Source organism: Vibrio navarrensis, assembly GCF_015767675.1.
In the GTDB taxonomy this organism is placed as follows: Bacteria; Pseudomonadota; Gammaproteobacteria; order Enterobacterales; family Vibrionaceae; genus Vibrio.
Genome location: NZ_CP065217.1, coordinates 2,039,901 through 2,056,172, shown reverse-complemented (window position 1 = coordinate 2,056,172; position 16,272 = coordinate 2,039,901). Strand labels below are relative to the sequence as shown.

The following is a 16,272-nucleotide window of genomic DNA, read 5'->3' as shown; positions in this document are numbered from 1 at the left end:
ATAAATAGAAAGTGCCTCGACCATGTCATAGAGGCACAAATTATTATCAAGTTTACCTGGAGTTATATTTCTATAATCTCAGTTGCTGGGTAGGTTTTTCCATTGTTGTTACTCCTACCATACTTAATCGCAAGCTTGTCACCTAGTTCGTAGCTGGCCCATTCTAACCAAGAGCCTCCGACTAGACATTTAACATTAAGGTAGAATGTAGTCCCATTATTATCCTTAGCAAAAATATAGGGAGAGACGCCTTCTGCATTGTCTGGAATATTGGTCACTTTAACAATCGTATACCCTTGTTTTTCATATGTTCGTAAAGTCGAACTATCTTGAGTTCCTTCTTTTCGTTTAAACCACGACATTGAGTGGATAGGATTATTATCAATAGTGACTAAGTCTAGGTCTTGAATCACTTTCACTTGTTCTTTCTCTGGCACTTTTGCTAGTTCACATACGTCAAAGAAATGGTCGGCTATAAACTGTAACGAGCCTCTAATGAAGTCTTTGCTGTATGAATTGGATCTTGAAACTATATATCTAATTTCTTTGAAAATTCTATACGCTTCTACGCTGCTCGTATATGAGTAGCGCTCAAGGTGAAACAACTTCTTAAGTGTCTCTATAGCTTCATGAAGTGCCGCTTCGGTACTTTTCGCGTCTTGATTAACTTTGTGCTCAACTGAACGCTTAAACGCAGAAGCTCTCATAGCCCCAAAAAGGTCTCTATATTGTTGAGATTCCCAATCTTTGGTGATTTCAATTACTTCATCTGTTTGCTGGCTGTAGAGTAAGGATGTTAAATAATAGCGATTTATACGATAGGCAAATTTAGGATTAGACTGATTGTTGTCACCGTAGCCTTCAGTAAATAGCTCACGGTATAGTTCTGCCGCTGTCTCGTAGTCGTTGTCACTAAAATAGACCCAAGCTAGTTGCATACGACATCTTGCAGATTTTGAATGTACGCATGATTTAGCCCTATCCATATCTCCGAGTTGATGAAGGATTCGAGAATAGTTAAAGCAAAATGCCTCGTTTGTACTGAACTGGTTAGACAGGTCGATGTACCTGTCTTTTAACATTCTTAGGTTAATACTGTTAGCACCATTCTTAAGCTCTTTATTGGTATCATTCACCAATATCGTAAGAATATCAGCAGTTTTAGGGGCTATATAATCATCTGAAAACTCATCAATTTCTAGTTGTCTCTGTCTATTACTTAGCTCTTGAATTACAATCTTACGCTTTCTAATTTCCTCAGAGACTTTTTTTCGTATCTCTATGTTACGAGGGTTAGAAATCAATAACTCTCGAATAGAATCAGCTAATTTGTAGCTATCAACATCTTCTGAAGTCGGTTCCCGAGTGATCAAAGTTGTTTTGGTTAGTTCATTAACAGCTTCAACGACTGATTCATAACTTAGTTCAAGAAGCTCCGATAATTCATGCCTATTAGATACATGCTGGGCAAAAATCGCTTCCAAGATAGATACAGCAGTTTCATCTAGTGCGTCGATTAGATTCTTATATGAGAAAGATGCAATATCTTTTTGCGATTTTTGAATAGACTCGGGTATATCATAGCCTTTCAAATATAGGTCTACTGTTAATCGAATAGCTAACGGATTATGGTTTGCAGCTTTAGCTATTTGTTGTAAAGTTTTCTGCTGAATGTTCATAACACCGCGCTTTCTGAAGTAGTTTCGTGCTAGAGCGACGGAGTGTTTTTCTTTGAGAGCTTCCAATGGAACTGATGTACCAGCCCCCAATGAAACACGACTAGTTACGAGTACTTTCCATCTAAGAGGTAACTCTTGGTTAAACTGTTGAAATTCGCTTTGGGACTCGATAAGCAACGTTTCTAAGTTGTCAATACAAAGAAGAATCTTCTCATCATTAAGCTCAGTACATACGTCTTCAAACGAAGAGAATGAGCGCTCAGGATATAACTCAGTTAACTCACTGAGTATATGACTTTTTATTGAATCTATATCTCTTACAGCATCTATATTTCTGAGCCCATCTGCCGTTAACTCCTCATTCTTTAACGAACAAAATATAATGCGATCAATATGCTTAGAGAATGAAGGGGTTAAACTAAGATCTTTTAATAATTGGAGTGCGAGAGCGGTTTTGCCTATGCCTCCTGGCGCGACGATTGTAATGAGGTTTTCACGCGGTAGCATCAAAAGCCTGTTAAGCTCCTTAAACTCTTTGTCTCTACCGAGTAATCCCGTTATTTCATGAGGAAACATCTTAGGGAGGTTATTCGGAATTGCCCACTTTACATCTGAGAACCAGCTTTGAGGTGGTTCATTCAATTGTCCCGCCACCGCCGATGCTAATGCTTCTGTTACATTTTGTAGTCCTAGCTTCTCTATAAGGGGATCGCTAGCTATCGTCGCTGCACGATACCAATAGCAGTCAGGGAAAGGGTTGTTAGGGTGACAAACCGCATTCCGAATATCAAAAATGTTCAGTTGGTTTGCTAAGGTCTTGAGCGATACTAGATACTCCTCACATATAGTTCCCATGGCAACATTCAAAGCAAAGTCAAAAACTTCCCCCAGATAACTTGCCTGTACGATCAAAGCTATCTGGTCTTTTTCAACTAACGTACCTTTTTTTTCTGAACGCTCAATAATACTATCAACAGTTCCCGCCGAGAGCTGATCACCTAAGTGCTCCTTATCGAGAACAAAATTACCTAGTGCTTTTTCAAGTGCAAAGATAAGCATAGATGTCTTGATTCTGGTTATATCATCTTCTTGCATATACATTTCGACCAAACTGACTGATTTTTAACTATGATATGCCCATTGATTCGTTTTTCAAGCAGTGAATCGTTACTTAGCTGATAGGTGCAGTGTTTTATACTCGAAGTATTAGATAAGCTAAGTCAAAGAAGAATTTGTGGAAATGTTACGAGTATCAGATCTAACACTCAAAGGGGCAGAACCGATTTAGGCTAGCTAGCCTGACAGAACTTGATACATCGAAGTAACGAGATTGACAGATTGCATTCAGAGTAATTTCTTAATTGTTCATCACTGTTATGGTGTAACACTTTAACCCATCATGAAGGTGGGCAACTTAAAATGGGCCAAAAATGGGGCACACGTATGCGATATGGGGCAATAATGGGACAATCTTGGCTCTGATTTATGTATGTATATACAGTGGTTTTGGTGGGAAAATTGAACAGTTAAGAATGAAAGCTCAATATTTACAGTAACTTGCATTATTAATTGTTCTAAGTGAGTGAATATGCGTCGTTTTGACATCTGAGTGTCCTAACTGCTCTTGCACGGTACGAATGTCAGCGCCTGATTCAAGTAAGTGAGTTGCAAAACTGTGCCGCAAGGTGTGGCAAGTGATGCTCTTTGTGATGCCAGCGTCGGCAGCAGTTCTTCGCACCGCACGCTGTAAAGCGGCTTCGTTGATATGTTGCCGGCGTTGTAAGCCTGTTTCAGGATCGATGGAAAGCTTGGTTGATGGAAACAGGTAGTGCCAGTTGAACTCAAACTCAGCGCCTGGGTGTTTTTTCTGTAGCGCGTTCATCATCCACACGCCCGCATAACCGGGTGTGATCATATCTTTCTGATAATATCGTCGTGCCAGTGCTTCTTGCTCTTTGAGCAACGGGTGGAGCTCCTTAGCCAATGTCACCGTTCGATTTTTTCCGCCTTTACCTTGCCAAATACGGATCGCGCCGTAGTCATAATCAATATCTTGAACTCTGAGCCTTACACACTCCATGACTCTCAATCCTGAGCCATAGAGGAGCATTACGTGCAGTTTGTATTTGGGGTCAATGAACTGCATGAAGCGGCGCATTTCATCTTTGGTCAGTACTACGGGCAGTTTTTTATCGACCAAGGATCGCTTAAATTTCAAATCCTGATTTAGAGGTGTGCGAAAGTAATCACGGTATAAAAATTGAATCGCATTGAGAGCAAGCGCTTGTGTTTTGGCCGCGACTTTTTCTTTGACTGCCAAGTGAGTTAAAAATTGCTCTACCTGTTCGTCATTCAAGCGAGAAGGATGTTGCATCTGATGAAAGACGATATAACGTTTGATCCAGAACAGATAGCTTTTTATTGTTTTATTGGCATAGTACTTGGCATGCATAAACTCTTGCAGGCTAAGAAAGAACTGAGATTTCATTGCGTACGGTATCCATTTAACTGTTTGTATAAACAGTATTGGTGCTTATCCTAACCAGCAAGATGTTTTCTGATCAATTGATGAAGTTGTAATCGATGCTGTAAAAAGTAAACCTTCTCAGACAATGTTGTTGCAGCAGAAACAGCTGCATGTCGAAAAGCTTCAGGAAGGTGCCTTACGGGATTTCACCTGGAGAATGAAATTTAGCGAAAGCTCGCTGATGGGAGCAATGTAATAAGGGATTTTAAGTGGAAGTAGATATTTATCAGGTCGATGCGTTTACTAGTGAACTGTTTAAGGGAAATCCTGCCGGAGTCTGCATTACCGCGCAGGCGTTGGATGAGTCGCTGATGTTGGCTATTGCTCGTGAAATGGCGGTATCAGAAACGGCATTTTTATCGTTGGATACGATGAATCTTCGCTGGTTTACGCCAGAGATTGAGGTTCGATTGTGCGGTCACGGCACGCTCGCCACTGCGCATATTCTCAAAGAGCAGGGGCAGTATGCTCAGGGCGAGACGATTGAGTTTCATACTTTGTCAGGCATCTTAACAGCCGAGCTTGATCGTGATGCGATTCACCTGTCGTTACCTACCCCAATGCTGGAGATGGGAACTGAGCTTCGCGACGATTTTCTTGAGGCTCTCGGCATTGATGCTTCGGAGGTGCTCGATTTTGCAACTTTTGACTCTAAGCAGCTGCTGATTTTAGACGAGGCGTCGAAAGTGACGGAACTAACCCCCGACTTTAGCCGGCTCTTAACACTTAAAGGCCGAGGTATTGTGGTGAGCGCGAGAGCAGACGACGACATAGATTTTATTTCTCGCTACTTTGCACCTTGGGTTGGGGTGAATGAAGATCCGGTGACGGGATCTGCCCATTGTGCGCTTGGTGTTTACTGGTCGCGCAAGTTAGCAAAAACACGAATGAAAGCCTATCAAGCTTCTCCAAGAGGTGGCCTTGTTGATGTGGAACTCATTGATCCAGAAATGGTGCGCTTGTCTGGACAAGCGGTTACCACTCTACGTGGGCGCATGATGGTGAAGTTATCGCCTGAGGATGAATAGAAACACTGGCGTAGGTCATAGTTGCCATCCTCTGAAGGAGAGCACGTTATTCTTCAGAGGATGGTAATTTACAAGTTTGTTTATCCGAGATAGCGAGAAACCAAATGACTCTTAAAGTGCTCGGAATTTAATGTCTCGCCCGTTGCCGCCTTGACCAGTTCGTCGGTGGTTAAAAGACTGCCTTTGCTCCAGATATTGCTCGACAACCAGTGGAAGATTGGCGTTAAGTCGCCAGAACGAACCACGCTGTCCACATCTACCGTCTTTCTCATTGCTGCCATAAATTGCGCCGCATACATCGCGCCTAATGTGTAACTTGGGAAATAGCCAAAGCTGCCATCGGTCCAGTGAATGTCTTGCATGCAGCCATTGGTGAAATTGCCAGCAGTAGAAAGGCCAAGGTAAGCTTGCATTTTTTCATGCCACAGCTCAGGTACGTCGGTGTGTTTGATGACACCGTTCATCAGATCGCGCTCAATTTCGTAGCGTAAAATAACGTGAGCGGGGTAGGTGAGCTCATCCGCATCAACCCGAATAAAGCCTTTTTCAACGTGGGTGTAGATTTTTGACAGGTTGTCTTTGGCAAACTCCGCACCTTGGAAATGATGTGAGGCGAGACGCGATAAGTGTTCCACAAACGTTTCGCTGCGGCCAAGCTGCATTTCGAAAAACAGGGACTGAGACTCGTGGATGCCCATAGAGCGCGCTTCACCAGCAGGTGTGCCTGCGAAGGCTTGAGGTAAGCCTTGCTCATAACGTGCATGACCCGTTTCGTGAACAATGCCCATTAAGGACTGTACAAATTCGCTTTCGTTATAACGGGTAGTAATGCGCACATCGCTCGGTACTCCACCACAAAATGGGTGGGCGCTCTCATCCAAACGGCCGTGTTCGAAGTCAAATTGCAGCAGCTTCATCACCTCTAAACCAAGTGCTTTCTGCTTTTCAGCCGGATAGTGGCTATTGGGCAACAGTATTGAACGTGATTTCTGCTTTTCGATAACGTTATCGATGAGCGAAGGAAGCCAAGTTTTTACATCGGCAAAAAGCGCATCGAGTGACGCAGAGCTCGTGCCGGGTTCATAGAGATCGAGCATAGCATCGTAGGGAGATGTGCCATTGGCGTCAGCACGAATTTGCGCCTCTTCTTGGGAAAGCTTAACCACTTCAGCCCAGTTTTTCTCAAAGCCCGCCCAATCGTTGTTTTTACGTTGGCTGCGCCAAGCGTGCTCGCATTTTGAACCTGCAAGTGATTGAGCTTTAACCAGCGCTTCCGGTAGCAGGTTGTCTTGCTGCCAAGTGCGTTTCATCTCGCGCAGCACGGCTTGTTCTTCTGCTGAGAGCGGAAGCTCTTGTGCTTGGTCAAACAAATCAGCGAGGTGCGGCTGTGTCATGAGCGAGTGGATGTGTACTTCAAGTTCAGCCATTGCGTTGGAACGAGCTTCAGCACCGCCTGACGGCATCACCGCGGCTTGGTCCCAGCCAATGATGGAGGAGAGATGTTGAAAATTGGCCACTTTCTTTGAATGTTCGACCAGTTGTTGAAATGCGTTCATGTGACTACTCATTATTTATTGTTCTTTCCGTAAACACCTGTTTTTAAGTGCAGGGTTCCTCTTTACTTCATTCGTTTTGTTAACCAAGGGTAAACAAAAACCAAGCCTATTATTCTCCACAAATGAGAACGATTGTATACAAGCGGTTGCGATTGTTATCGCTAATGTGAAAGCGGCTTGCGCAAATGAAAAAATCAGAGTATTGATCAACGCCTGTTTCACATTTTTATTCAACAATATGGACATTCTAAACTTCGAAGCGTTTCTGCTCGCCATCACCATACTGACATTGACTCCCGGGTTAGATACCGCACTGGTGATCCGTAATACCAGTCGCGCAGGGCTTAAAGATGGCTGTATGACCAGTCTGGGTATCTGCTTTGGTCTTTTTGTGCACGCTCTTTTCTCTGCGATTGGCATTTCTGCCATCCTTACACAGTCTGCCGAGCTTTTTCAGATGGTAAAAATGATTGGTGCTGCCTATCTTATTTGGCTGGGACTCAGTAGCTTAAGAGCGCTGATGGAAAGTGGCGCTGGCATGACGGTCGCGGAAATGGCTCACCAGTCATACAGTGCCAAGCGTTCGCTCAGGGAAGGGTTTCTTTCCAACGTGCTTAATCCGAAAACGGCGGTGTTTTATTTGGCGTTTTTGCCTCAGTTTGTTAACCCAGAAGGCTCTCCGCTGCTGCAATCCATGACTATGGCGGCGATTCATTTTGTGATTGCGATGGTGTGGCAATGCGGACTAGCAGGGGCGTTGAACTCGGCGAAAAATTTGCTCAAAAATGCCAGCTTCATGAAATGGATGGAAGGGGCAACAGGAACGGTTTTGGTGGTTCTGGGTATCAAATTGCTGATTGAGAAACCCGTGTGACTCGCGTTATCTATCGTTTGATTGGTTTGCAACTTTTGTTGATTGCGGTTTTAGGTGGCGTAGTAGCGTGGATAACGTTACCACAGCTTACTTATGCTCCACGAGGAATAGACTGGCATTGGCACTGGTCCTATTTTCAACCTTTTGCTAATGGCATTCAGGTGACTCGTACGCAAGATACTAAGCAGTTGGTTTTGCGCCGAGTCTATCTTAATGATGCTCTGGTGGTGTATCTCTCAACCACGATTGATAATAAGTTTGAGATCGATGTGGTGAAGGAGGGAGCGTGTGAGGCCAGTACGCAGCAGTGGGTAACGGCAGCGGTGAACAACCAATCTCTTTCCCATATTCCGATGGTCTGTGAAAAATCCGGCCAGAGTTCAATCTTTCGATACGTTACGCCAAGGCCACAAACATTGGAGTTTGGTATTGATGAAACCTTTATTACCGAAGCGTTTGTTGACTGGCCTATCAAGGATATAAAGGTAGATCAGTTCCAGCAGCAGCATCCAGAGTTCTTCAAAAAGCAAGGTGCTCAAGTGCCCCATCAGTGGCTGAGAGATTAAAGCGGTTTTGAGCGTAATGGAATGTTAAAAAGCCCACGTGAGATCGTGGGCTTTTTGCTGTTGGTTATGCGTTTACCGTGTCCAACTCGTCATTGCGCGATGCGGACTGAAAAAAGAGCTTGGTCTCTTCGATGACCACGTGGCGTAGCGCGATCAAGCCGATCAAATTGGGAATGGCCATCAAACCGTTCACGATGTCAGCTAAAATCCAAATCATGTCGAGTTGCATAAACGCGCCAGAGGCGACCAGCGCTAAGAAAATCACCTTGTAGGGCAATACCGCCTTGGTGCCGAGCAAAAAGACCACACAGCGCTCGCCGTAGTAGTTCCAGCCCAAGATAGTGGTAAAGGCAAAAAACATCAGGCCGATTGAAACCAGAATGGGCCCCAGAGTTTCCGCATTGAGCCCAACGGCAAACGCATGGGTTGTCATCGCCGCGCCAGAGAAATCACTTTGCCAAGCGCCCGTAAGGATGAGTGCCAGCCCCGTCATGGTACAGATAACGATGGTGTCGAAGAAGGTGCCAGTCATGGAGATCAACCCCTGTTTTACACAAGAGTCGGTTTTGGCCGCCGCGGCCGCCATAGGCGCACTGCCTAGGCCCGATTCGTTGGAGAACACACCGCGCGCTATACCCGATTGGATAGCTAACATGATACTTGCGCCAAGGAAGCCACCAGTTGCCGCCGTTGAGCTAAACGCTGAAGTCAGCACCAGCTCAAGCGCGCTGAGCAGTTGATCGCCATTCATGATGATGACGCTCAGACAAGCCAGAACATAAAACAGCGCCATCGCAGGAACCACTTTGCCTGCCACGCTTGCAATTGATTTGATGCCGCCTAAAGTGACGAACGCTACCAGCAGAGTGAGCACCGACGCGGCTATTTCTCGTGACACACCCAGAGAAATTTCGCTCGCATCAAGGATGGCATTTACCTGCGGGAAGGTACCGATACCGAAACACGCAACGCCAAGAGCGAACACAGCAAACAAAATTGCCAACGCTTTTGAGCCGACACCGTATTGCAAGTAGTACATAGGACCGCCGATCATCTGTCCTTTTTCATCTACTTTGCGATATTTCACCGCCAGTAAGCATTCCGCGTATTTGGTTGCCATGCCGAATAAGGCAGCAAGCCACATCCAAAACAGCGCACCCGGGCCACCGAGTTTAATGGCCGTGGCGACACCGACGATATTACCGGTACCAATGGTGGCGGAAAGTGCGGTGCACAGCGCAGCAAAACTGGACACATCACCCTGTTTGTCGGTGGATTTCTCTTTACTAAAGACCATCGCTAAAGCGGTCGGTAAATGTTTGAACTGTATTAAGCCAAGAGTAAAGGTGAAGTAGATGCCCGTACCAACCAGCAGGATCAGCAGTGGTGGTCCCCAGACAAAGTTATCGATAGTTTGTAGCAAAGATTGCAGGTCGTTCATGATTTCCCCTTAATAAAACAACTAATAAGGAGAAGAGGGAAAGGCAAGATCAGCGATCTTTTAAATAGCCAAGTAGCAGCGAGATTTTGCTAGATAGCGAGATCCGCAAAATGCTCACATCATTGGGATGTTACTTTCCACTCCTCTGTCCTTTTGCCTGAGAGTTTCACCTTGCACATGGGCAGGGCTTGCTCCTTCGGCGACCGATTTAACGGTTCTCTCCAGAGGTTCCTCCAACTACAGTCCTCGCATCATCGATCCAATTTCTTGAAAGATGATTGCACCTGAAAGATTTACTTCTTCGGCGGGTATGACTAACCAAATGTTAATAATTGGTTAATTACCACTCTCCTGTAGTCTTCATCGGAACAATTATCTGGGTATGCCAGATAATCTGTACCCGAATCCTAACCAAATAATTTTGTGATGTCATCCCCATATTTTTCGATCGAATATTTATTGCTCAATCGCCAGAAAAAACTACCGAACCTTGACTTAATCTGGACGCCAAATGGCATAGAATGCTACCGTTTAGTCACATAAGTTGATGACTCAAGGAGAGGTCATGATTCGGCTGATTGTGATTGCGGTGTTAATTGTGCTGGCGTATTTCTTGCTGAGATACCGCACGAACGAAAAAATCCAAAAAGGGGTGGTGGTGACCTTACTCGGTCTCTTCGCCATTTATACCTTGGTTTTGGTGGCTACAGAGCTGTTTAGATAATTCTATTAATCGAGATTGGAGTGAGATGTTGTGACTTCGCCAAATAATCAAACTGATGAACAAGATGATGTGGTCGTCATCGAGGAACGAGACAAACGTACATTCGTGTATATTGCGATTGCTGCCGTATTAGGCATGGCGTTTGGCGGTTTGATCGGCGCTCACTTTACGGCACAAAAGTGGCAAGAAACCTATCAAGGGCTGCAGCAGCAGTACCAAAGTCTAGCGACTGACAAAACTCAGTTGGTAGCGAGTGTTAAATCGCGCGAAGCGAGTTTGGACTCTGAGGTGGACAAGAAACTCGAAGCAGAAATCGCCTTACGACAAAAAGAGCATCAGGCAGAGCTTGAAAAGCTGCAAAATCAGCTCACCGAAATGGAAAAACTGAACATCACCTTGGAAGGGCAGATCAAATCGCAAAAAGCGCAGATTGAAACCACGCAAAACGAGAACGATAAGCTCAGCCGTCAGGCCGATATGCAAAACAATATGTTTGAGCGCTCGCGAGAACTTTTCCGTCGTGAAATGGAGATTTCTCAAGAGCTGGACGCGCTGCAAAAAGAGCGAGAAGTGTTGGTTCCGAAGTTGGAAACATTGAAGAAAGCGTGTGAAGTGTATCTTTCCGGTAAATCTTGGGACGCTAAATCCGATGCATGCGATAACCAAGACGAAGCCAGTTCGCGCTTAAGCCAAGTGGATCAACTGATCGAAGTGTACAAAATGGACTTGAAGCAGATTAAATCCATTACCCAAGAGATGGGATTGTAACGACAACAACAAGGGCTCAATTTTGAGCCCTTGTTGTTTTGTTTACCTCTTAGCAATCACAGCCGTTGGCGGCGCCACAATAGCAAGCAGGCACAAAGCCAAAACAGCACCAACCCCCACAAACTGCTCCACTGAAGGCTGACTTGTTGCCAGCTAGCCCCCATTTGATTGAGAGCAAGGAAGCCTTTTATTGCACTAGTGCTCGGACTCAATTGGGCGAGCCATAGAAGCGGCGCTGGGATCATCTCGACAGGCCAGATGAAACCAGCCAGAAAAATCAGCGGCATGGAGCTGATAAGCACCACCAGTGTGACCAGTTCACGGCGCGGAAGCAAATCACCCAGCCAATAGCCAAGTAGGCAAGAGGCAAGCAGAAACGGCAACAGCAAGCTGAGCAGTGTTGAGATGCTGGCAAGCGTGTTGATGCCATGCATAGTAAAACTGGCACCGAAATAGTAGGCGCTGAGCAGATAATAGATAGCCACCAGTACCACGGTTCTCACGCTGAGCAACTTCCAGCGCGGCACAAGTGACCAATAACCTTGGCCATGTTTTTGTGTACCGACGATAAGCCCCGCTGCCATGATCAAAGTCTGTTGCAGGATTAAGACAAACACCGCAGGCACCACATAGTCGACGTAGCCCATGGTTGGGTTAAAGGTCGGCTTGAGGTTGAGCTTCACCGCGCTGTACTGATCGGCCGCGAAAGCGAGCGGTACACCGTCTATCAGCAGTTTCGAGACCTTGACCTGAGCTGCCAGCGTACCACCAGTTTGTGCCAGCCCTTCCACCACGGTGCCATACACTAGAAAGTAGGAGGCATCGCCTGCATAGGACAGTGTCGGACTTTTACCCAGCAACAGGTCTTTGTAGAAATGCTCCGGGATCAACAAAATGCCGCTCACCTTGCCAGCGAGAAAAGCCGCTTTGGCCTCAGCCAGCGTGCCATCGCGGCGTACGATTTCCACTTGAGAAGTCGCGTCCACCATGCGTTCGAGCTTCCAGCTGGTTGGGCTCTTGTCAAGGTTGACGACTGAAATCGCCTGCTCTCGTGGCGTTTGCTGCGCGTAGGGCAGTGGATAGAGAAACGAGTAAAACAGCACACCACCGAACACAGTCAGGGTTACCACCGGATTGGTTAGTAGCGCTTTCAACTCTGCTTTGAGTAGATCAAGCCAGCTCATGATTTTCCCTCCGCTTTGTTAAGGTGCTTTTTCATCAAAAGGAGAGTGAGCAGGGCAGGAAGCAGATAACCCACCATCGGCGCAAGAGCTTGCAATGCTTGATAGAACTCAGCCCCATAGCTGGCTTGAGACACTTGTACTTCGATGTAATGACTCACCGGTAATAATCCACGCCAAAACTGCGCGGGCGCGCTCATGTCGGTAACCGGGAAGGTAATGCCCATAAAGGCAAAACTGGGCGCGGTAAATGCGCCGGCAAAACTCATCGCACGGGCAGCATCAAGCGTCATAGAAAAAAAGAAAGCGCCCATGATCATGCATGCTAATACGGTGAAAAGCTGCGCAATCACAATGGGCAAAAAGTGGCCGTGAAAAGGCCAGTCAAGGATGAAGTAGAACCAGCACAGAAAAGCCAAACCATGCAGCATAAAAATAGGCACATAGCAGCTCAGAGTACGGAAAAGGGTAAATAGAATGTTGTCTCCGAGCCAGAACCCCAGTTTTTCAGGGGAGCGCGCATAGACTCGTAAATTTGCCGCCAGAATTAAAATCGTGCACACCACCATCATAATTTGCCAGATAGCGGGCACCACCGCTGAAACCAAGAATTGTGCGTAGTTGGTATTTTGGTTGAACAGCGGCGAGATTTGCGTGGTAATGGTCACGGCGCTCCCCATGGCGCTCGCAGTGGTTTGGTTACCATGACTGAGGCTTTTGACCGTTTCTAACGCGGCGTTAAAGTGCCCTTGCGTTTGCACAATGGCAGAGTTGACTAAGCGGCCAGTCAGTATGTATTGACTGTTGTAAAAGGCAGAAATCTGCGGAGGCTGCTTGAGATAAATATCGCGATCAAAATGGTCGGGGATGATCACGTAAGCGTATATCTCACCACTAATCAGGGCGTCTTTGGCGGCGGCAACATCAGAGTATGCTCTCTCTGTGCTGAGTGTGGGCGAAGCATCCAGCATCTGCACCAGTTTGCGTGATAAGGTGCTGTGTGACTGATCAACAATGCCAATTGGCAAATCACGAGCGATCCCGGCAGAAAATACGCCCCAAATCATTAAGGCAATTAGCAGCGGGATCCAAGTCAAGCACGACAAAAGCCATTTGTCGTGCCGCAGCACATGCAGTTGCGCGTAGATAGCTTTCATCATAAGGCCAATTACAGCTCAACCACTAAACTCATGCCCATGCGCAGAGCAGAAATGGGCTCCACAGGACGAGCTTCGACTTCAAAAGTGCGTAAGTCGAAACCTTGCGAGGCATCGGTCGCCCGCCAAGTGGCAAAATCGCCCATCACTGCAATGTGGGTAACGCGAAATTGCACTTTTTTATCCAGAGCAGGCAAATAAGCGCTGAAGGTCTCACCTTTTTGAAAGTGTTTTAACAAATCTTCTCTCACGTTAAGCACGGCCCAAGCGTCATGGGTATCAATCACCGTCACGACAGGGAAGCCTTGAGGCGCTAACTCGCCACTTTGTAGCAAAACCTGAGACACTTCACCGTCAAACCAACTCTCAATACGGGTATCACTCGCGTAAGCTTCGACTTCCGCAACGGCTCCTGCCGCCATGCGCGCCTTTTCTGCCGCCGCGAGTTTGGTCTCATCGCGCGCGCCTTCTTTGGCGAGTTCATACATTTGGAATGCGGCGCTTTCCGTGTACTTGGCGGCTTGCCATTGGGTCATCGCTTCGTCACGCTTTTGTTCAGCGACCACGCCATCCTTGTATAGGTTATTGACGCGCTGGTAAGTCTTCTCCATCAAATCAGCGGCGGCTTTCGCTTTAAGCCACTGATCTTTGGCTGCTTGAATTTGCTGTGTGCGAGCTCCTTTTTCTGCTTCTTGCGCCAGTGCTCCCGCGGCTTTTTCTCCCGCTTTGGCTTGCTCGAGTTTTGCCTCAATTTCTGGGCTATGCAAGGTAAACACCAATTGCCCTTTGCTCACGCTATCGCCTTTGCGGACCAAAACTTGGTCAATGCGCCCTGGCACTTTGGAGGAGATACTGTATTGCTGCGCTTCAATCATTCCCTGTAAACGCACCGGCTTTGGCTGGTATGCTTGGTAAAACTGGTAGCCGATCCAGCTCACCGCACCCACAGCGCAGAGAGAAAGCAGAATAGGTTTGAGCGATTTCATAGTGATTCCTTTTGAGTGGGTGCGTAGGCGCTAGATTGGTATTGAGCAAAGCTATTCATTTCACTGCTCAGTGCCAGCAGCTTATTGAGTGAGATGAGATAGCGAAAGCGAGCGGCGGATTGCTGCGTTTCAATACTGGCCAAGTATAACTGTGCATCGACTACTTCAAGTGAGTTCGAAAGCCCTTGATTAAAGGCTTTTTCCCGCAAATCGAGGTTCTCTTTGGCAAGGCGAATACTCGATTCTAAACCGATCACTTCATCCACCGCTTGCTGTGCTTCAAGATAGGTTTTTTGTACCAGCACCGACAGATCTTCTCGCGCTTGCGCTTTGAGTGAGTGTACTTGCGAGACCATGCTGCTGGCGGCTTTGACTTTTTCGCTGCGCCCAGATGTGTCAATCAACGGGACATTTACCCCAACACCGACCAACCAGTCCGGTTTCATTTCGCTGGCGAGTGAATCATCTTCATACAGACTGTAGTCGCCATAGAGGTACACTTGCGGATAGTATTTGCCCTTTTCTGCTTTGATGAGCGCGCTGGCTTGCTGCTCTTTGGCGTCCAATAATGCAAGGCCCGGGTAAGTGGCGAGAGTCTGCTCAGTGAACGCAGAGAGAGGGGGCAAGTGATGGTTGATAAACAACCCTTCGGCAGGTTCGACCAAGCTTGACTGAGCCAAAATTTTGCTTAGCGCTGACTGCGCGATCTCAAGGTTACTTTGCGCTTTGCGCGTTTCTACCTTGGCTTTATCCAACGAGGCTTCGGCTTGTAAACGCTCGACATGGGCGATCTGCCCTTGTTTTTCCAGTTTAATGGCGAAATCGCGGTGTTGAGTCAGCCCTTGTTCGACCGCTTGGCGCGTTTGCAAAACCTCTTTGGCGAGTACCACGGAGAAGTAGTACTTGCTGAGGTCTTCGTAGCGCGCCTGCGTTTCCATTTTCAACTGACTGCGCGCTTCTTCGGTTTTGCCTTGCGCCGCCGCTTGTGCTGCGCTAATGCGCCCGCCAGTGAAAATGGGCCAAATAGCGCGGATAGATGAGCTAAAGAGATCTTTTTCTGCGATGGTGGTTTCTATCCCGCTTAATACTGGCAGAAGCGCTTGCAGTATTGGTCCTGTTGACGCGTTGAGCGCGGGCATTGTGGTATTGGACATTAACTGCTCGCCACTGAGCGTGACATCAGTATCAAGGCGGGTGTAATTGGCACCGATGCTCACGGAAGGCCAGTCCAAACTGCGGGTGGCACTTTGCATGTGTTCTTGGCTGGCCACGTTAGCTCGCTGCGCTGCGAGCGAGTGGTTATTGTCTTGTAACAGTTGCCAGGCTTGCTGAAAAGTGATCGGCGCGGCCTGACAAGCCAATGATATGGAGCTTGAAAGCAGCCCAATCATTAGTAACTGATGAGTTCGTTTCATGATAGTCGCATCAAAATAGAGCAATGACTCTAATATATAGGAATTGTCGTTTTCTGTTAAGCACAACGTTGATTAAGTGGGAGGAAATAAAAAAGCACAGCGCGTCGGCTGTGCTTCCTCATGAAGAATGAGCTGACTATTTTAATGAAGGGCAGAAAAACTCGGCTCGCCATTCAAGCTGCTTGGAGCCTTGCATGGTTTGCAGAAGATCGCGCCCGCTCATTTGAGGGAAAGCGAGAAGAACGCGAAGGTCACTCTCTGTATGACCGTTTTTCTCGTAAGCTCTGACGTGTGTAAAGGTTGAATGCATGTTCTTCGACAGCATTGCCTTGTTAAGGCAAATTCCAAAGGTATCTCTTTCCATATTGAT

Annotated in this window: 14 protein-coding genes and 1 riboswitch; of the genes, 5 read left to right on the top strand and 9 right to left on the bottom strand. The window is 46.8% G+C overall.

The genetic code is table 11. The features are described from left to right. Positions 1-62 precede the first annotated feature (62 nt). Positions 63-2,774 (bottom strand): NB-ARC domain-containing protein, encoded by a 2,712-nt coding sequence (locus I3X05_RS09870; RefSeq protein ID WP_337970668.1) that lies wholly within the window; start codon positions 2,772-2,774, stop codon positions 63-65. A gap of 445 nt (positions 2,775-3,219) precedes the next feature. Next, entirely contained in the window at positions 3,220-4,167 is a 948-nt protein-coding gene (locus I3X05_RS09865) for an integron integrase (RefSeq protein WP_337970667.1), read from the bottom strand. A gap of 248 nt (positions 4,168-4,415) precedes the next feature. Here I3X05_RS09865 and I3X05_RS09860 point away from each other — a divergent pair, with 248 nt between their 5' ends. After that, entirely contained in the window at positions 4,416-5,234 is an 819-nt protein-coding gene (locus I3X05_RS09860; protein ID WP_082069780.1) for a PhzF family phenazine biosynthesis protein, read from the top strand. 80 nt (positions 5,235-5,314) lie between these two features. Here the strand turns inward: I3X05_RS09860 and I3X05_RS09855 are convergent, their stop codons facing one another. Beyond that, positions 5,315-6,790, bottom strand: a complete 1,476-nt coding sequence (locus I3X05_RS09855; RefSeq protein WP_045571845.1) for a carboxypeptidase M32 — start codon at positions 6,788-6,790, stop codon at positions 5,315-5,317. 238 nt (positions 6,791-7,028) lie between these two features. Between I3X05_RS09855 and I3X05_RS09850 the strand changes: the two genes are divergently transcribed. Both I3X05_RS09850 and I3X05_RS09845 read left to right on the top strand, forming a co-directional pair. Continuing rightward, positions 7,029-7,664 carry a LysE family translocator gene (locus I3X05_RS09850; protein ID WP_045572043.1) on the top strand — a complete coding sequence of 212 codons (636 nt, stop codon included), beginning with the start codon at positions 7,029-7,031 and terminating at the stop codon, positions 7,662-7,664. Beyond that, positions 7,661-8,230 carry a threonine transporter RhtB gene (locus I3X05_RS09845; RefSeq protein WP_242402039.1) on the top strand — a complete coding sequence of 190 codons (570 nt, stop codon included), beginning with the start codon at positions 7,661-7,663 and terminating at the stop codon, positions 8,228-8,230. The genes I3X05_RS09850 and I3X05_RS09845 overlap by 4 nt, the downstream gene beginning before the upstream one ends. A gap of 64 nt (positions 8,231-8,294) precedes the next feature. Here the strand turns inward: I3X05_RS09845 and I3X05_RS09840 are convergent, their stop codons facing one another. Next, on the bottom strand, positions 8,295-9,671 hold the full coding sequence (locus I3X05_RS09840) for an alanine/glycine:cation symporter family protein (RefSeq protein ID WP_045571844.1): 1,377 nt from the start codon (positions 9,669-9,671) through the stop codon (positions 8,295-8,297). A gap of 135 nt (positions 9,672-9,806) precedes the next feature. Then, positions 9,807-9,906: riboswitch (glycine riboswitch) on the bottom strand. Positions 9,907-10,236: 330 nt separating this feature from the next. On the opposite strand from I3X05_RS09840, the gene I3X05_RS09835 reads away from it, so the two are divergent. Further along, positions 10,237-10,395 carry a hypothetical protein gene (locus I3X05_RS09835; RefSeq protein WP_039429357.1) on the top strand — a complete coding sequence of 53 codons (159 nt, stop codon included), beginning with the start codon at positions 10,237-10,239 and terminating at the stop codon, positions 10,393-10,395. A 30-nt stretch (positions 10,396-10,425) separates the two neighbouring features. Then, positions 10,426-11,163, top strand: coding sequence for a chromosome partitioning protein ParA (locus tag I3X05_RS09830; protein WP_045571843.1), 738 nt, complete (start codon positions 10,426-10,428; stop codon positions 11,161-11,163). A 56-nt stretch (positions 11,164-11,219) separates the two neighbouring features. Here the strand turns inward: I3X05_RS09830 and I3X05_RS09825 are convergent, their stop codons facing one another. The 5 genes from I3X05_RS09825 to I3X05_RS09805 all read right to left on the bottom strand — a co-directional run bounded on the left by I3X05_RS09825 (position 11,220) and on the right by I3X05_RS09805 (position 16,266). Beyond that, on the bottom strand, positions 11,220-12,347 hold the full coding sequence (locus I3X05_RS09825; RefSeq protein ID WP_045571842.1) for an ABC transporter permease: 1,128 nt from the start codon (positions 12,345-12,347) through the stop codon (positions 11,220-11,222). Then, on the bottom strand, positions 12,344-13,501 hold the full coding sequence (locus tag I3X05_RS09820) for an ABC transporter permease (RefSeq protein ID WP_045572041.1): 1,158 nt from the start codon (positions 13,499-13,501) through the stop codon (positions 12,344-12,346). The genes I3X05_RS09825 and I3X05_RS09820 overlap by 4 nt, the downstream gene beginning before the upstream one ends. Before the next feature lie 11 nt (positions 13,502-13,512). Next, entirely contained in the window at positions 13,513-14,487 is a 975-nt protein-coding gene (locus I3X05_RS09815) for an HlyD family secretion protein (RefSeq protein WP_045571841.1), read from the bottom strand. Further along, positions 14,484-15,902, bottom strand: coding sequence for a TolC family protein (locus I3X05_RS09810; RefSeq protein WP_045571840.1), 1,419 nt, complete (start codon positions 15,900-15,902; stop codon positions 14,484-14,486). Before I3X05_RS09810 ends, I3X05_RS09815 begins: the two co-directional genes overlap by 4 nt. A 136-nt stretch (positions 15,903-16,038) precedes the next feature. Then, complete coding sequence (locus I3X05_RS09805) at positions 16,039-16,266, bottom strand: hypothetical protein (protein ID WP_045571839.1); 228 nt, start codon at positions 16,264-16,266, stop codon at positions 16,039-16,041. Between the last annotated feature and the right edge of the window lie 6 nt (positions 16,267-16,272).

Coding starts and splice junctions, on each gene's coding strand:
- I3X05_RS09870 (WP_337970668.1), bottom strand. CDS start 2,774: ATGCAAGAAGATGATATAACCAGAATCAAGACATCTATGCTTATCTTT.
- I3X05_RS09865 (WP_337970667.1), bottom strand. CDS start 4,167: ATGAAATCTCAGTTCTTTCTTAGCCTGCAAGAGTTTATGCATGCCAAG.
- I3X05_RS09855 (WP_045571845.1), bottom strand. CDS start 6,790: ATGAACGCATTTCAACAACTGGTCGAACATTCAAAGAAAGTGGCCAAT.
- I3X05_RS09850 (WP_045572043.1), top strand. CDS start 7,029: ATGGACATTCTAAACTTCGAAGCGTTTCTGCTCGCCATCACCATACTG.
- I3X05_RS09840 (WP_045571844.1), bottom strand. CDS start 9,671: ATGAACGACCTGCAATCTTTGCTACAAACTATCGATAACTTTGTCTGG.
- I3X05_RS09835 (WP_039429357.1), top strand. CDS start 10,237: ATGATTCGGCTGATTGTGATTGCGGTGTTAATTGTGCTGGCGTATTTC.
- I3X05_RS09825 (WP_045571842.1), bottom strand. CDS start 12,347: ATGAGCTGGCTTGATCTACTCAAAGCAGAGTTGAAAGCGCTACTAACC.
- I3X05_RS09820 (WP_045572041.1), bottom strand. CDS start 13,501: ATGAAAGCTATCTACGCGCAACTGCATGTGCTGCGGCACGACAAATGG.
- I3X05_RS09815 (WP_045571841.1), bottom strand. CDS start 14,487: ATGAAATCGCTCAAACCTATTCTGCTTTCTCTCTGCGCTGTGGGTGCG.
- I3X05_RS09810 (WP_045571840.1), bottom strand. CDS start 15,902: ATGAAACGAACTCATCAGTTACTAATGATTGGGCTGCTTTCAAGCTCC.
- I3X05_RS09805 (WP_045571839.1), bottom strand. CDS start 16,266: ATGGAAAGAGATACCTTTGGAATTTGCCTTAACAAGGCAATGCTGTCG.